Source organism: Paraburkholderia bengalensis (assembly GCF_037126505.1).
Lineage (GTDB): Bacteria > Pseudomonadota > Gammaproteobacteria > Burkholderiales > Burkholderiaceae > Paraburkholderia > Paraburkholderia bengalensis.
This window is the reverse complement of sequence record NZ_JACFYJ010000023.1, coordinates 23,780-38,428: the sequence shown is the minus strand read 5'-3', so window position 1 is coordinate 38,428 and position 14,649 is coordinate 23,780. Positions and strand designations below refer to the sequence as shown.

Annotated in this window: 12 protein-coding genes; 2 read left to right on the top strand and 10 right to left on the bottom strand. The window is 61.0% G+C overall.

What is annotated here, in order from left to right; all coding sequences use genetic code 11:
• Nucleotides 1-39: 39 nt before the first annotated feature.
• The 9 genes from H3V53_RS16075 to H3V53_RS16035 form a co-directional block, all read right to left on the bottom strand.
• Nucleotides 40-1,518 (bottom strand): aldehyde dehydrogenase family protein, encoded by a 1,479-nt coding sequence (locus H3V53_RS16075; protein ID WP_336598773.1) that lies wholly within the window; start codon nt 1,516-1,518, stop codon nt 40-42.
• Nucleotides 1,515-3,209: a 5-guanidino-2-oxopentanoate decarboxylase gene (locus H3V53_RS16070; RefSeq protein WP_336598772.1), complete on the bottom strand. Its 1,695-nt coding sequence runs from the start codon at nt 3,207-3,209 to the stop codon at nt 1,515-1,517. Before H3V53_RS16070 ends, H3V53_RS16075 begins: the two co-directional genes overlap by 4 nt.
• 667 nt (nt 3,210-3,876) lie before the next feature.
• Nucleotides 3,877-4,830 (bottom strand): agmatinase, encoded by a 954-nt coding sequence (speB, locus tag H3V53_RS16065; protein ID WP_336598771.1) that lies wholly within the window; start codon nt 4,828-4,830, stop codon nt 3,877-3,879.
• A gap of 297 nt (nt 4,831-5,127) precedes the next feature.
• Nucleotides 5,128-6,129 (bottom strand): transketolase family protein, encoded by a 1,002-nt coding sequence (locus H3V53_RS16060; protein WP_336598770.1) that lies wholly within the window; start codon nt 6,127-6,129, stop codon nt 5,128-5,130.
• A complete protein-coding gene (locus H3V53_RS16055; RefSeq protein ID WP_336598769.1) occupies nt 6,126-6,977 on the bottom strand; it encodes a transketolase in 852 nt (283 codons plus the stop codon). Before H3V53_RS16055 ends, H3V53_RS16060 begins: the two co-directional genes overlap by 4 nt.
• Nucleotides 6,978-7,003: 26 nt before the next feature.
• Nucleotides 7,004-8,332, bottom strand: a complete 1,329-nt coding sequence (locus tag H3V53_RS16050; RefSeq protein ID WP_336598768.1) for an MFS transporter — start codon at nt 8,330-8,332, stop codon at nt 7,004-7,006.
• Between the two features lie 147 nt (nt 8,333-8,479).
• Complete coding sequence (locus H3V53_RS16045; RefSeq protein WP_336598767.1) at nt 8,480-9,229, bottom strand: SDR family NAD(P)-dependent oxidoreductase; 750 nt, start codon at nt 9,227-9,229, stop codon at nt 8,480-8,482.
• Nucleotides 9,230-9,337: 108 nt separating this feature from the next.
• The gene (locus H3V53_RS16040) at nt 9,338-10,240 is read right to left on the bottom strand and encodes a LysR substrate-binding domain-containing protein (RefSeq protein ID WP_336598766.1); all 903 of its coding nucleotides are present in this window, start codon (nt 10,238-10,240) and stop codon (nt 9,338-9,340) included.
• 456 nt (nt 10,241-10,696) lie between these two features.
• Nucleotides 10,697-11,482, bottom strand: coding sequence for an IclR family transcriptional regulator (locus H3V53_RS16035; RefSeq protein WP_035997501.1), 786 nt, complete (start codon nt 11,480-11,482; stop codon nt 10,697-10,699).
• A 124-nt stretch (nt 11,483-11,606) separates the two neighbouring features.
• On the opposite strand from H3V53_RS16035, the gene H3V53_RS16030 reads away from it, so the two are divergent.
• On the top strand, nt 11,607-12,950 hold the full coding sequence (locus H3V53_RS16030; RefSeq protein ID WP_419539505.1) for an MFS transporter: 1,344 nt from the start codon (nt 11,607-11,609) through the stop codon (nt 12,948-12,950).
• 4 nt (nt 12,951-12,954) lie between these two features.
• The gene (locus tag H3V53_RS16025; RefSeq protein ID WP_336598765.1) at nt 12,955-13,401 is read left to right on the top strand and encodes a type II 3-dehydroquinate dehydratase; all 447 of its coding nucleotides are present in this window, start codon (nt 12,955-12,957) and stop codon (nt 13,399-13,401) included.
• A 164-nt stretch (nt 13,402-13,565) separates the two neighbouring features.
• On the opposite strand, the gene H3V53_RS16020 is transcribed toward H3V53_RS16025, so the two are convergent.
• A complete protein-coding gene (locus H3V53_RS16020) occupies nt 13,566-14,486 on the bottom strand; it encodes a helix-turn-helix transcriptional regulator (protein ID WP_035997509.1) in 921 nt (306 codons plus the stop codon).
• Nucleotides 14,487-14,649 lie beyond the last annotated feature (163 nt).

The window sequence follows — 14,649 nt, the reverse complement described above, 5'->3', positions numbered from 1 at the left end:
CATGACGTGAACTCATGAGGTGGGGTTTCCAGGGATTCCTCAGGCGGTTCCCGCTGCCGTCAGCACCTGCTTGATTTCCTGGAAGGCGGCGAGGCCGAACGGCCCCAGTTCGCGGCCGATGCTGCTGCGCTTGTAACCGCCCCATGCGGTTTGCGGAAAGATCACCTGAGGCGCGTTGACCCAGACCACGCCCGCTTCAAGCGCGTCGGCAACGCGTTTCTGGCGGGCTGTATCGCCCGTGACGACCGTTGCGACGAGACCGTACTCGGTGTCATTCGCGATGCCGACTGCTTCGTCCTCGGTGTCGAACGCGCGCAAGCACAGAACCGGCCCGAATATTTCCTCGCGCCACACCGCGCTGTCCGCGCGGACATCCACAAAGATCGTCGGCTTGACGAAATGGCCCCGGCCGGCGGGCACTGTACCTTCGATCACCTTGCGCGCACCGTCGGCCTTGCCTTGCGCGATGTAGCGCTGCACGCGCTCGTATTGGGCACGATTGGTCAGCGGCCCCATCTGCACGCCGGGCATGAAAGGATCGCCGACGACCAGCTGCGTCACCCGCTCTGCAAGCCGCGCGATGAGCGCCTCCGCGATTGGGCGCTCGACGAGCACGCGCGAGGTGGCCGAGCACATCTGTCCAGCGTTGAAGAATCCGCCGCTCGCCACCAGTTCGACGGCGAGGTCGAGGTCGGCGTCGGCGAACACGACGATGGACGACTTGCCGCCCAGTTCCAGACTCACGCCCTTGATGGTGGTGGCCGCCGTCTTCATCACCTGCTCGCCGATCCCGGTGCTGCCCGTAAACGACACCTTGGAAACCAGCGGATGCGCGACGAGCGGTGCGCCGACGTCAACGCCCGTGCCAGTGACGACGTTCAGAACCCCGCACGGCACGCCCGCCTCGGCTGCGATGGCGGCGAGCGCCAGCTCCGGCAGTGGCGTGACTTCGGACGGCTTCAGGACCACCGTGCAGCCTGCCGCGAGCGCGGGCGCGAGCTTCCATGCGGTCGTGACCATCGGGAAATTCCAAGGCACGATCAGGCCGACCACGCCCGCCGGTTCACGGCGAATCACCGCCCGGTAATCGTCGCAGGGCAGCGCGACGGTGGATTCGCCGGTTTCATCGAGCTGCTCCGCCAGTCCCGCGTAGTAGTCGAACGTGGCGACAACGTCGCATACGTCGATCTGCGCTTCGGCGAGCGGTTTGCCGTTGTTGCGCGACTGGAGCGTGGCCAGGTCAGAGCGCTGCGCCTCTACGCCGCGCGCAATCGCACGCAGTAGCGCGGCACGCTCGGCACCCGTTGTCTTTTTCCAGCTCCGGAACGCCTGCGCGGCTGCGCGCACGGCAGTGTCGACGTCCGTCGCGCTGCCGGCCTCGATTTCGGCAATCGTTTCTTCCGTCGACGGATTGATGATCGGCAAGCGCCGTCGGCTTTCGCCGCTGCGCCAGATGCCGTCGATGTAGAGGTGCGTGTGCAGTGGTCCGTCAATTCGAGGTAGTGACTTCGTCGTCATGCCGGCACCCGCGCAAACCATTCTGCCTCGACCACCTCGATCACGGTGGGGACGTCGCGTGAGTTTGCCTGCTGCAGCTCGGCGGCAAGCGATTCGCACGTATCGGCGCGGCGCGCTTCACATCCAAAACCCGCTGCGAGTTTCAGGAAATCCGGCGTATAGATATCGACGCCGACGGGCGTAATGTCGCGTGCCGCCATGTACTTGCGAATCTCGCCATAGCCCAGGTTGTTCCAGAGCAGCACGATCACGGGCACCCTTGCTTCCACGGCGCTCGCGAGTTCGGGCAGCGTGAACTGGATGCCGCCATCGCCGATCAGGCAGACCACCGGCCGCTCGAGCGCCGCAAGCTTGGCGCCGATCGCGGCGGGCAGGCCATAGCCCAGCGTGCCGTAACCCGTCGATGAATTGAACCAGCAGCGCGGCCCCGGCGGGTCGTACACGAAATTGCCGGCATAGACAGGGCTGGTCGAATCGCCGGCGATGATCACGCCGGGCAGCGCGCCGGCTATCGTGTCAATCAGACGTTTCTGCGAGCGTGTCGGCGCATCGTATGAAGCCCAGACAGCACGCCGCACCTTCTCGACACGCTGCGCGCCCCAGTCGGGCTGCGCAACAGGTGTTGGCCGTTCATGCAGCCGCACTGAGATGCTGCTCACCGCATGCTGTGCATCGCCCGTAATCGCCAGGTCCGCGCGGAAGTTGCGCATCAGTTGTTGAGCGTCGATATCGATGCGAATCAGCTGGCCTCTGATGGCAAAGCCCCCGTCGAAGACGACGTCATAATCCGTCTCGCCCAGTTCCGTGCCGACCGCGAGCACCACGTCGGCATCGCGCACTAATGCACGCGTGTCCGGCAACGATTGTGTCGAGCCGATGAGCAGCGGATGACCGCATGGCAGCAAACCTTTCGCGTTGATCGTGAGCGCGACGGGCGCTTGCAGGTGCTCGGCGAGCTCACGCAGTTCGGCTGCCGCGTGCACAGCTCCACCGCCCGCGAGAATCAGCGGCCGGCGCGCGTCGGCGAGCAGGTCTGCGGCCACGGCGAGCGCGTTCGCGCCCGCTGCAGGTTTGACGGGCAAGATGGCAGGTGCCATGTTCATGCCGTCAGCCGGCGCAACGATCACATCGAGCGGAATCTCGATGTGCACGGGCCGCGGGCGGGCGCTCTCGAAAACGGCGAACGCGCGGGCAAGCACCCGGGGCAACTCGGCCGCGTCGAGCAACGTGTGCGAGAACGCGGCGATACCCGCGAACACGTCGCGCTGTGATGGCAGCTCGTGCAGCCGCCCGTCCCCGCTGCCCAGCTCGCGGCGCGCATTGACGCTGGAGATCACGAGCATCGGAATCGAGTCTGCGTACGCCTGCGCCATCGCTGTCGCGATGTTGGTCATGCCGGGGCCAGTGATGATGAAGCACACGCCCGGCTTGCCCGTCACCCGCGCATACCCGTCGGCCATGAAGCCCGCGCCCTGTTCGTGGCGCGGCGTCACGTGCTGGATCGAGGAGGCCGCGAGACCCCGATAGAGTTCGACCGTATGCACGCCCGGAATGCCGAATACGTACTCGACGCCGTAACTTTCGAGCAAGGTGACGAGCGCTTCGCCGCAAGTTGGAGTCCGCACGGCAGACCGTTCGGTTATCGTCGCCGCTGCCTCATCGAAGCGGACAGATGTGTCGGGATGGTTCATCGATCGTCGCGTTCCTGGTTGGTTTCGAACCCGTGCAACGTTGCCGGGGCTTGGGGCCAGCGCCCCTTGGACAGTGCCCGAGCCAGCGGCAGCATGCGTTGCTACAACCCGCCGTGCATGCACGAGCGCGGTCACCGAATTTATTCTCGGCGCGAGGGCGGGCCGCGAACAATCGATAAGTTTTCATGAGGCGCATGACCGTCGTTCATGAACTGACGTTAACCCGTACGGATTCCTTGCTAATAAGAAAACCAGCGCATAGCGGCCGATCGCACGCGTTTGCCGCGAGATTTGTGTCAAGGAAGGCGGGACATCCGGCGTTGCGCCGGGCGACGAGTGCATCCGATCTGACGCAGCGGCGGCACAGCCCTTTCGGACTGCGGTGGACGTGAGGCGGTTACTTCTTCGGAGAAATGTGGGCGTGCCCGGAATGCTTGTGCGCCGCCGTCATGGTCATACATCCGGGTCAGATCTTTGAACCGCTTCGTTCAATCGGTTGGGCGACGTGCCGGCGCTGTCGCCCGTATGGACAGCAATGCCGCGATGGCTCTCTCCCGATACGCAGGGCCGTGGCGACGCCCTCTGAGCAAGTAATCGCAGCATCGAAAGCGAGCCGCCCTGGCCTCAGCACGGCGGAGCGCCTGAGGCGGCCAGCGCTTACGCACCATCAGGCGCGGCGCTTGACCCCAGGCATGACGCACAACGCTTCATAGGCAAGGTTCGCGCCGAGCAGCGCGGTGGTGCCGAACGGATCATACGGCGGCGCGACTTCCACCACGTCTGCGCCCACCAGGTCGAGCCCCCAGGCGCCACGAACGATCTCGAGCGCCTGCGGCACGGTTAATCCGGCGATCTCTGGCGTGCCCGTCCCAGGCGCGTAGGCCGGGTCGATACCGTCGATATCGAAGCTCAGATACACCGGGCCTGCGCCTACGCGCTCGCGCACCTCTGTCATCAGCGGCGCTAGCGAGCGGTTCCAGCACTCCTCCGCCTGCACCACGCGAAAACCCTGGTCGCGGCACCAGTCGAAGTCCTCCGCCGCGTAACCCGTGCCGCGCAGACCGATCTGCACGACGCGGTCGCAATCGAGCAGCCCTTCCTCGACCGCGCGGCGAAACGGCGTGCCGTGCGCGATTTTCTCGCCCATCATCGTGTCGTTGACATCCGCGTGTGCATCGACGTGAATCAGGCCGACCTTGCCGTGCTTGCGATGGATCGCACGCAGGATCGGCAGCGTGATCGTGTGGTCGCCGCCGAGCGTGATCGGCTTCGTGCCGTACTTCAGGATCGCATCGTAGGCGGTTTCGATCCGGGCGATCGAATCGGGCAGGTTGTACGGATTGATCGCGACATCGCCGATATCGGCGACGCGCAGCGAGTCGAACGGCGCGGCGCGCGTCGCCATGTTGTAGGGACGCAGCAGCACCGATTCGCTTCGGATCTGGCGCGGCCCGAAGCGCGCGCCGGTACGGTTCGACGTACCGAGATCGAAGGGCACGCCAACGAAGCATGCGTCGAGGCCTTCCGCGGAGCCGACGTTCGGGAGTCGCATCATCGTCGCAATGCCGCCGCAACGCGGCATCTCGTTACCGCCCAATGGCTGGAAATATTCGGTTGCCATGACTTCCCTCATCTGGATTGGGCCGGCCGTATCGCTCGGCAAACATACGATGATTCGCCCCGCCATTCGGGCGCGAGCGTATTCGATGAGGTCATTCTCGACGCTGTGCATCAGGTGAACAATCGATAACTTTTCATGAGACGCATGTCGTGTGCTCATGCCGGCGTATGGAAATAACCCGCTTCAATGGCGGGCTTTTGTCATCACCTGGCGGCCCGCAAGCCGGCACCTAAAAGTCGTTTTGACAGACGTTATGGCCGGCGTTTAGATGCCTTTGTCCAGTGCGAGTGGTTTCGACTATGCAAGCCACCGCTTGATGTTGGCACCCATGACGTCGGTCGAGATGCCGTAACGGTCGTGAAGAGTCGGTAGCGCGCCAGCGTCGAGGAACGCGTCCGGCAGCGCGATCTGTTTGAACGTACAAGTCACGCCAGCGCTGATGAGGGCCGTCCCGACGGCCTCACCCAGGCCGCCGATGACGGTGTGGTTTTCGGCGACCACAACCATTCTCCCGGTTCGCCTTGCTTCACGGATGATAGTTTCGGTGTCGAGCGGCTTGATGGTTGGAACGTGCAGCACGGCAACGTCCACTTTGTCCGCTTCCAGAGCCTTCGCGGTCTCCAGGGCCCGCATCGTCATCATGCCCGATGAGATGATGAGCACATCGTTGCCATCTCGCAGCGTTTTCGCTTTGCCGAGTTCGAACTTGTAGTTGTACTCGTCGAGCACGGCGGGAACGTTGCCGCGCAACAGGCGTGCGTAAACGGGACCTTTATGTGCGGCGATGGCAGGCACCATCTGCTCAATGTCGAGCGCGTCGCATGGGTCGATCACCGTCATGTTCGGCATCGCCCGCATCAGCGCCAGGTCTTCGGCCGCCTGGTGGCTCGGACCATATCCCGTTGTCAGTCCAGGCAAAGCGCAGACAATCTTAACGTCGAGGTCATCTTCGGCGATTGTCTGGTGAATAAAGTCATACGCGCGGCGGGTTGCAAACACGGCATACGTGGTGACGAACGGCTGCGCCCCCTCGTGGGCAAAACCAGCTGCGGCGCCCATCAGCAATTGCTCTGCCATGCCCATCTGATAATAACGGTCCGGGAATTCTTTCGCGAAGATATGAAGGTCGGTGTATTTGCCCAAGTCGGCCGTCATGCCAATGACGTTCTTCCTGGTACGGGCCAAATCGACAAGTGCGTGGCCGAATGGAGCAGAACGGGTTAGCTGACCTTCGCCGGCGATAGAAGCAATCATCGCAGACGTTTTCAGACGAGGCTTTTTATCGACGACCGAGTTCATGCTTTGCTCCCTGCAAAAGTTTCATCAAGTGCATCCAACGCCAGTTTCCATTCATCTGCATCGACGCGAATAAAGTGATTCTTTTCCCGTTGCTCGAGGAAAGGAACGCCGCACCCCATCTTCGTATCGCAGACGATGATTCGGGGCTTCGGTTCCTTCAGATTGCGGGCGTTATCGAACGCGTCTTTCACGGCATTGATGTCGTTGCCGTTCACGCGCTGCACATACCAGCCGAACGCCTCGAGCTTAGGGACGAGAGGCTCAAAGGCCATGATTTGGGTCGAGGGGCCATCGGCTTGCTGATTGTTGAGGTCAATCATTGCAATGAGGTTGTCCAGCTTCCAGTGAGCCGCGGAGAGAAGGCCTTCCCAAATTGCACCTTCGTCGAGTTCGCCATCTGAAAACAGCGTGTACACAAAGGATTTCGAGCCCTTGCGCTTCAAGCCCAGACACCGGCCTACGGCAATGGTCAACCCCTGACCGAGAGAACCGCCAGACATCTCCATGCCGGGGGTGTAACTGGCCATACCAGACATCGGAAGGCGGCTATCGTCGCTGCCATACGTCTCGAGTTCTTCTTGCGGAAGGATGCCGGCTTCAAAGAGCGCAGCGTACAGTGCGATGGCATAGTGACCGTTTGAGAGCAGGAATCGGTCGCGGTCTTCCCACTCTGGCTCGGCCGATCGGTAGTTCATTGCGCCGAAATAAGAGACAGCCAGAACGTCGGCGATGTCCAGCGCCTGACCGATATAACCTTGACCCTGCACTTCGCCCATTAGCAGGGCATTGCGTCGGATGCGATAGGCACGCTCGGCGAGCGTTACATCCTCGATGACGGTTGTACTCATTTACTCGTCTCCTTGAAAGAGTTTGGTCAGCGATTGACCGTCCTGGCCGGCACGAAGAACACCAGAACAGCGCCCAGCACTACGGCCGTCGAAATAAAGATGAGACCCGCGGTCGCCTTGCCCGTGACGTCGTTGAGCCACCCGACGATGGCAGGCGAGAAAAATCCGGCGAGGTTGGCGAAACAGTTGACGGCAGCGATTCCGGCGGCGGCCGACATGCCGCCGAGAACCGCAGTGGGCAGCGCCCAGAACAATGAGGACGAGGCAAGGATGCCCGCAGCGGCGACACTCACACATACAATCGAAGCACCTACGCTTCCCAACATCGGCAGCGTTGCGAAGGCGGCCGCAGCGACCAGCATCGGAATCGCGAGGTGGAGTCGGCGCTCGCGACGTTTGTCGGCACTCCCTCCGAGTATGGGCAGAGCGATGATGGCGCAAATATAGGGAATCGCAGTCAGCACACCTACCCACAGCGGATCTGCGACACCCGTGCGTCGAACGATTGTGGGCAACCAGAAGGTAAGTCCGTACTGTCCGAGCACGACGCAGAAATAGATTCCGGCCATCAACCACAGACGACGGTCGCGAACAAAAGCGCGAATGGAAACGTGTTCCGTCGCCTTCGTGCGGTCGCTGTCGACGTTCCGTTTGAGCAGGGATTTTTCCTCGTCGGAGAGCCATTTGGCGCTGGCGATTCCGTTGTCGAGATACAGGAAGATTGCGACGCCGAGGAGCAACGAAGGCAGGGCCTCCAGCATGAACAGCCACTTCCATCCTTCGAGCCCATGCGCTCCCTGGAAAGCATGCATGATCCAGCCCGACAGCGGACCGCCGACGATACCGGCCAATGGAATTGCCATGAAAAACATGGACAGCGCCTTGGCGCGCCGGGCTGCCGGAAACCAGTAAGTCAGATAGAGAATCACGCCCGGGGCAAAGCCCGCTTCTGCGACGCCAAGCAAGAACCGCAGAACGTAGAACGTTGTGGGTGTCTTCACGAACACAAAGCTCGCGGAAATGACAGCCCACGTCAGCATGATGCGGGCGAGCCAGTTGCGAGCGCCGACCTTGTGCAGAATCACGTTGCTGGGTACTTCGAAGAGAAAGTAGCCCAGAAAGAAAATGCCCGCGCCGATGCCATATACGGTTTCAGAGAAGCGCAGATCATTGAGCATTTGCAGTTTCGCAAAGCCGACGTTCACCCGGTCGAGATATGCGCCGAGGTAGCAGAGCATCAGGAACGGAATCAGGCGCCGAGCGACCTTTGCGTAGGTCCTCGCTTCGAAGCTTGAAATATCGCTGGAAGCGGGCAGGTCTGCACCGATACCCGGTGTGGCCAGTTTGGACTTCATGGGGTTGTCTCCTTTCATCTGAACCCGTCGCCCGTCGCGGTGACGGGCTCAGCTCCATCCTCTATTAGCCGCTCGCGCGGCAAGACGCCTTGGCTAGACCTCGTGCGTCATCGTGTGCGCCGACTGGGCGAACACAAGTGGGTGATGTCAGTGAATCAGCATGCCGCCGTTGACGTCGAGCGTGATGCCTGTCAGATACGCGGAGAGGTCGCTCGCCAGGAACAGGCAAGCATTGGCGATGTCGTTTGCTTCACCGAGGCGGCCGAGCGGAATGCCCTTGATGATGTCGGCGCGCATCTCCGGAGTCAGTTTGTCGCCAGTGATGTCCGTCTGGATAAGGCCCGGTGTAATGGAATTGACGCGAATATGGTCGCCGCCGAATTCGCGAGCCATTGCTTTGGCAAGGCCGAGAACGCCAGCCTTCGCTGCGCTGTAGTGGGGGCCGCCGAAAATGCCGCCGCCGCGCTGCGCCGAAACGGACGACATACACACGATGCTGCCACGATGCTGCTGTTTCATGTGTGGGATAACAGCCTGTGACATGTACAGCGTTCCAAGCAGACTGACGCCGATGACCGCGTCGAAATTGTTCTTCGAGATTTCGAGCGTCTTGATGGGTTGCGTAATGCCCGCATTGTTTATCAGCGCGTCGATGCGGCCATATTTTTCTGCCACCGCATTGGCAGCGGCTACACACGCCGCTTTGTCGGTAACGTCACAAGCCACGCCCAGGTGGCCTTCGCCCAGATCGCGCGCGGCACTTTCTGCATCTGACTGGTTCAGGTCCAGGATAGCAACGCGCGCGCCTTGCGACGCCATTACCTTTGCTGTTGCCTTACCGATGCCGCGTGCCGACGCCGCGCCCGTGACGATAACGACTTGATTCTCGAGCAACATGTGAGTGTCTCCGTTGATGAACTAGGTGTAGGCGAAGTTTGTTCGCCCGCATGCCTTGCATCAACGCAGCTCCTCTCAACCGTAGCTGAGAAATTTTCAGCCCCAGGGTTATCCCTGCGAACCCGGTCTGCTGCGCTCGATTTCCTGTTCGATCCACGAGAGGAATTTTGCAACTCGAGGCAATTCGGCGTTCTGGCTGGGGTAAACCAGATGATGCGCCCCCACCTCCACCGAATGACTATCGTCAAATACCTGCACAAGCGAACCGTCCCTTATCTTGCGGGACGCCATCATCACGCTTTCCAGCGCGATTCCGAGGCCTAGCGAAGCGGTCTCGATGGACATGTACGAACGGTCGAAAGAGAAGTCGAACGTCTTGTGCGCAGCGGCTACGCCGGCGCGTCCGAACCACTGCCGCCACTGGACAAGAGGCGTCTCCGAATAAACAAGCCGCTGGTCTAGCAGGTCTTCCGGGCTTTTCACCGGATGGCGCTCGAGGTAGGCCGGCGAGGCGAGCGGCGCAATGAATTCACCCCGGACGGTTCGTACTTCGAGGTTGCTCCACTCGCCGTATCCGTGGCGGATGTCGATGTCGTAGTACCCGTTTGAAAATGAAACGTTCTCGTACGAGCAAGCTACATTCAGTTGAACGTCCCCGTAGGCTTCCTGAAATGACGGCAGCCGCGGCAGCAGCCACATCAGCCCGAAGCTCGGGCTCGAATGCACGCGCAAAATGTCGACCTCCTTCCGGCTCGATGCGCGCTCCGTCGCCCGGCTAAGGTCGGCCAGCGAGCCCGTCACGTCAGACAGATAACGCTCGCCGGTCGGCGTCAGAACAAGGCCACGTCCCGTCCGTTGGAATAGCGTTTGACCAATCATCGATTCGAGATTGCTCAACTGATGGCTGACTGCCGACGCGGTGAGGCCGAGCTCTTCAGCGGCACGGTTGACACTCTTGGTGCGCGCAATGCTTTCAAAGGCAATGATGGATTTCAACGGAGGGATTCGCATGATCGAATTTTTTCAGCCGCGATTGAACAAGACTGCATAGCTTTGGGAGGGTAGACACTGCCATCCTCAATCTCAAGCGATACGGATTCGAAAAACAATCTAAATGTTACGCGTGTCCGGCCGGCGGGTTCCCTAAGCACTCGCGTCATATAAACATTGCGCGATGCAGCGACCCCGCAGGAGACAGCAGTAGCCGAGCAGCCAACTCTGTTGTGCGCGAGGTCAATCGTCAAGAGTTTGGACCGAGGAACGTCTGTTGTGGTTATCGCTTTATCGGAACCGGTCGGCCACGTCAGTCACAGATCAATTAAATAGGATCTCTACGTAACCAATCCGACGATCTGGTGTGCCGCCGTCCATGCAGAGACGTTCGGCCACCCACGCCGAAGCATCAGAAGCCGCCGTACGATCGAAGAGTTCCTGCCTCGGCGGCCGCACGGCGTTGGTTCCGTCCTGTCATCCTTTGCCCAGCGGCGGTCGGCTGGGGAACCCCGCCATATTGCTCAACTGGGCCAGCTCATTCGCAGCCTCGCGCAGCAGGACCGAGTACTCGTGGATCTTCCCGGCCGTCAAGCGCACCCGTGGCCCGGCCAGACTGATCACTCCGACGCAGCGCGAGCCGCTGATGACGGGCACTGCTACCGCTGACATTCGCGGCGCAAACACCTCGTCGATCATCGCGTAACCACGCACACGCGCGGCTTGCAGGAACCCCAACAGCGCTTTGACTGTCGTCGGTGCATTGGGTCCGAACTCGTTCGGCTGTCCGAAGCCCTGCTTCAGAACGAGCGCGAGCGCCTGTTCGTCGGTCATCGTCATGAGCCACGCATGTCCGGTCGATGTGCACGAAAGTCGTGCTGCCTGACCCATGTCCGGATCGTAGCGAAAGCCGACGCGCTGCCCATCCGCCTTGCCCACCCAGATGATCGCTTCCCCGTCGACCAGCGACAGCCTCGCCAATTCGCCCGTCCGCGCGGCAACACGTTCGATGATGGGCTGCGCAATATCGGCGATACCCGTGAGGCTCAGGAATTCGAGCCCGTTCGACGTCATCCGCATTGTCAGAATGTAGCGGCTGTGATCGACCAGTTGCCTGACGTACCCGCCCGCAACGAGTTCAGTGAGCAGGCGATGGCACGAACTGCGCGGCAGGGACAAGGCGTCGGCAATGGCCACGAGGCCCGCGCCTTCGCCTTGCGACGCCAGAAAATCGAGAATGCGTAGGCCTTGTTTGAGCGACATCTCTTGTGGTTTCCACAATACGAAATGGAGTTCCGCCGCGGAACGGTTCCTCTGTGCAGCGCGAACAATAGCACTTGTTCGGCACGACAACGAACGTTTCACCACACAGAAATGAGGAGACAACATGTCATCTTTTGCTGACCCGGATCTCGCCGCAGCGAGCCAGTCCGCGCAGGCCCACCAGATGGCGCGCCGGGCGGTGGCCGGGGCAACCGTAGGCACCGCGCTCGAATGGTTCGATTTCGCTTTGTACGGCGTGGTCGCGGCCACGGTCTTTCCGAAGCTCTTTTTCCCGTCCCTCGATCCGACCGCCTCGCTGCTCGCGTCGCTCGCCAGTTTCTGGGCCGGGCTTGCCGCCCGTCCTCTGGGTGCGATCGTGTGCGGAATGCTCGGCGACCGCTGGGGTCGCCGCAAACTGATGCTGGTCACCGTCTCCGTGATGGGCGTGTCGTCGTTCCTGATGGGCTTGCTGCCCACCTATCAGCAGGTCGGCATCCTCGCGCCGACGTTGCTGGTTTCGCTGCGGATCATCCAGGGTTTCGCGCTCGGGGGCGAATCGACGGGCGCTCAACTCATGGCGGTAGAGCACGCATCGGCAGCACGACGCGGCTGGTATTCAGGCTTGCTCGGCATCTGTTCGCCACTTAGCCAGATTCTCGCCAATTTCACGCTGTTCACGCTGGCGGCCGTGCTTTCATCCGACGATTTTGATTCCTGGGGATGGCGAATCCCGTTTCTCGCCAGCTTTGTTCTTGTGCTGCTGGGCATCTACATCCGCAGTCGTGTATCCGAGACACCGGCCTTCGAGGCACTCAACAAAAGCGGCGTACGGGCACGCGCCGCGAATCCGCTCGGCATCGTGCTGAAGTACCACTGGCGCACGGCACTTCGCCTGACGCTGTTCTTTTGCGGGCCTGCTGCACTCTTTTATCTGATCGTGGTGTTTTCGCTCAGTTATCTGACCAAACACCTCGGCGTGCCAAAGCAGACGGGCTTCATGCTGTTGATGATCGCCAATGTCTGCGCCATCGCGGGCGCACTGGCGGGCGGCTATCTGAGTGACAGGATTGGACGCAAGCGCGCGCTGATGCTCGGTTCGTTTTGCACGCTGATCTGCTGCCTGGTCTACTTTCCGATTCTGAACCAGAACTCGATCGCCATGACCATGGCCGTGATGGGCGCGTTCCTCGGCTTTACGCAGTTTCAGAGCGGCATCCAGCCTGTCTGGTTCGCCGAGTCCTTTCCGACCGAGGCACGCTACACGGGGTCCGCGCTGTCCTACTCAGGAGCGAACCTGCTCACTGGCGGACCGATGCCCATTGTCGCCGTCGCGCTGCTGAATGCCTTTCACGGCTCTCCCTGGGCCATCGTCGCCGTGTGTGGCTCATTGAATCTGCTCTCGTTTCTCATGATTGCGGTATCGCGGGAAACCAAAGGCACTGCCCTCGAACGCTCCTCCACACATTGAAACCATGACTCGCAAACTTTATATCCTCAATGGTTCGAACCTGAACATGCTCGGCGTCAGGGAGCCACACATCTATGGCACCAGCACGCTTGCGGACATCGAACAGAGCTGCCTGACACTCGCCGATGCGCTCAGGTTCGACTGCGTATTCCGTCAGACCAACAGCGAAAGTGACCTGATTGACTGGATTCAGGAAGCGTTCCTTCAGGATGCCGCACTGATCATCAATCCGGCCGGCTTTTCGTTCGGTCGAATTCCCGTGCTCGATGCAGTCAAGCTCGTCAGGCGTCCGGTCGTGGAATTGCACATCACCAACATCCACGCGCGCTCGGAAGAATATCGTCACTCGACCATCTCGGTCGCGGCCACGGCGGTAATCTGCGGGGCAGGAGCAAATGGATATCTGCTGGCGATCCGCGCGATTGACGATCTGTGGAGCAAGCAGCCCTGAGCCGGCCACTTCGTAAAGGACGGGGGCTCGTCGATGGAGCCCTCTGGGAGCGACATCCGCGCGTCGGGCATCGACGGGTGCGGGCGTTTTAAAGGCCGTTCGCGCGATCGCTGCGTGGCGCTAGCGAATGGCAGAAAAAGGGCAAAAAAGATTGGTTTGGAAGATCATCCGCCGCGCCCTGTTTTCGAAACCCGCGACTTTCGAAATGTATCGAGTACCGTAGCGGCTTGAACGGGAATTGCAGCCGCATTGCTGGCTTTCATCAGCGCCTCGATGCGCTGGGCAGTATCCGTCGACGGCGCGGGCGTGTAGACCATGATGCGCATCCCCGGCGCATCGGGCACTTCCAGCGATAGCGCATCGAGCTCGAGCAACCCGGCTACCGGATGCTCGATCACCTTGCGCCAGTCGCTGCGCTTGAGCACTTCGTGTTCCGCCCACCAGCGGCAGAAGTCAGCATCCGTATCGCTCAGTTCTTCGACGAGATCCCGCAAAAAAACCTCACCGGAAGGTCGAAGAATGTAGTCGCCGCGAAACTGCGCCAACACGCATTTCGCGTAGGCGTCCCAGCCCTGAAAGAGCGCACGCGCGCCGTCTTGCTGAAACGTGAACCACAGCAGATTGCAGCGGCCCGCAGGCATCTTGCGAAAGTCGGTGAACACGCGTACAGCTGCTTCGTTCCACGTCACATAGTTCCAGTTGCCGTCGACGACATACGCCGGCATGTTGCCAAGCTGATCGAGCATGCGCCGAACCGTATCCGTCACGTTCTGTGCAATCGGATACGGGCCAGGCGGCGTGTAGTGATTGGCCAGCTCGAACAGATGCGTGCGCTCGTGCGGCGAAAGCTTCAGCGCATTGGCGAGGCTTTCGATCGTCTTGAACGACACATTCACTTCCCTGCCCTGCTCGAGCCACGCATACCAGGTCACGCTGATACCGGCGCGTTCGGCCACTTCTTCACGGCGCAGGCCCGGTGTCTTGCGGCGGGCGCCACTCGGAAAGTCGATGTCCTCGGGCCGAAGACGTGCGCGGCGCGTCCTCAGGAAATCGGCCAGTTCATTCAGGCGCTGCTGCTTTTCCATGTTTCGCCTCCTCATGCTTTCCCTGTTACTGCCATTACTAGTAATGGCAATTGCTAGATGCGCTCCGTCAACCATGCCACATTGGCGCCGTCGGGAAGCACGCTGTGTCCAGCATCGGTAACGCCAGATTATAGAACCCGTTGCCGGTGCATGTGACGGCCAG

Coding starts and splice junctions, on each gene's coding strand:
- H3V53_RS16075 (WP_336598773.1), bottom strand. CDS start 1,518: ATGACGACGAAGTCACTACCTCGAATTGACGGACCACTGCACACGCAC.
- H3V53_RS16070 (WP_336598772.1), bottom strand. CDS start 3,209: ATGAACCATCCCGACACATCTGTCCGCTTCGATGAGGCAGCGGCGACG.
- speB (WP_336598771.1), bottom strand. CDS start 4,830: ATGGCAACCGAATATTTCCAGCCATTGGGCGGTAACGAGATGCCGCGT.
- H3V53_RS16060 (WP_336598770.1), bottom strand. CDS start 6,129: ATGAACTCGGTCGTCGATAAAAAGCCTCGTCTGAAAACGTCTGCGATG.
- H3V53_RS16055 (WP_336598769.1), bottom strand. CDS start 6,977: ATGAGTACAACCGTCATCGAGGATGTAACGCTCGCCGAGCGTGCCTAT.
- H3V53_RS16050 (WP_336598768.1), bottom strand. CDS start 8,332: ATGAAGTCCAAACTGGCCACACCGGGTATCGGTGCAGACCTGCCCGCT.
- H3V53_RS16045 (WP_336598767.1), bottom strand. CDS start 9,229: ATGTTGCTCGAGAATCAAGTCGTTATCGTCACGGGCGCGGCGTCGGCA.
- H3V53_RS16040 (WP_336598766.1), bottom strand. CDS start 10,240: ATGCGAATCCCTCCGTTGAAATCCATCATTGCCTTTGAAAGCATTGCG.
- H3V53_RS16035 (WP_035997501.1), bottom strand. CDS start 11,482: ATGTCGCTCAAACAAGGCCTACGCATTCTCGATTTTCTGGCGTCGCAA.
- H3V53_RS16030 (WP_419539505.1), top strand. CDS start 11,607: ATGTCATCTTTTGCTGACCCGGATCTCGCCGCAGCGAGCCAGTCCGCG.
- H3V53_RS16025 (WP_336598765.1), top strand. CDS start 12,955: ATGACTCGCAAACTTTATATCCTCAATGGTTCGAACCTGAACATGCTC.
- H3V53_RS16020 (WP_035997509.1), bottom strand. CDS start 14,486: ATGGAAAAGCAGCAGCGCCTGAATGAACTGGCCGATTTCCTGAGGACG.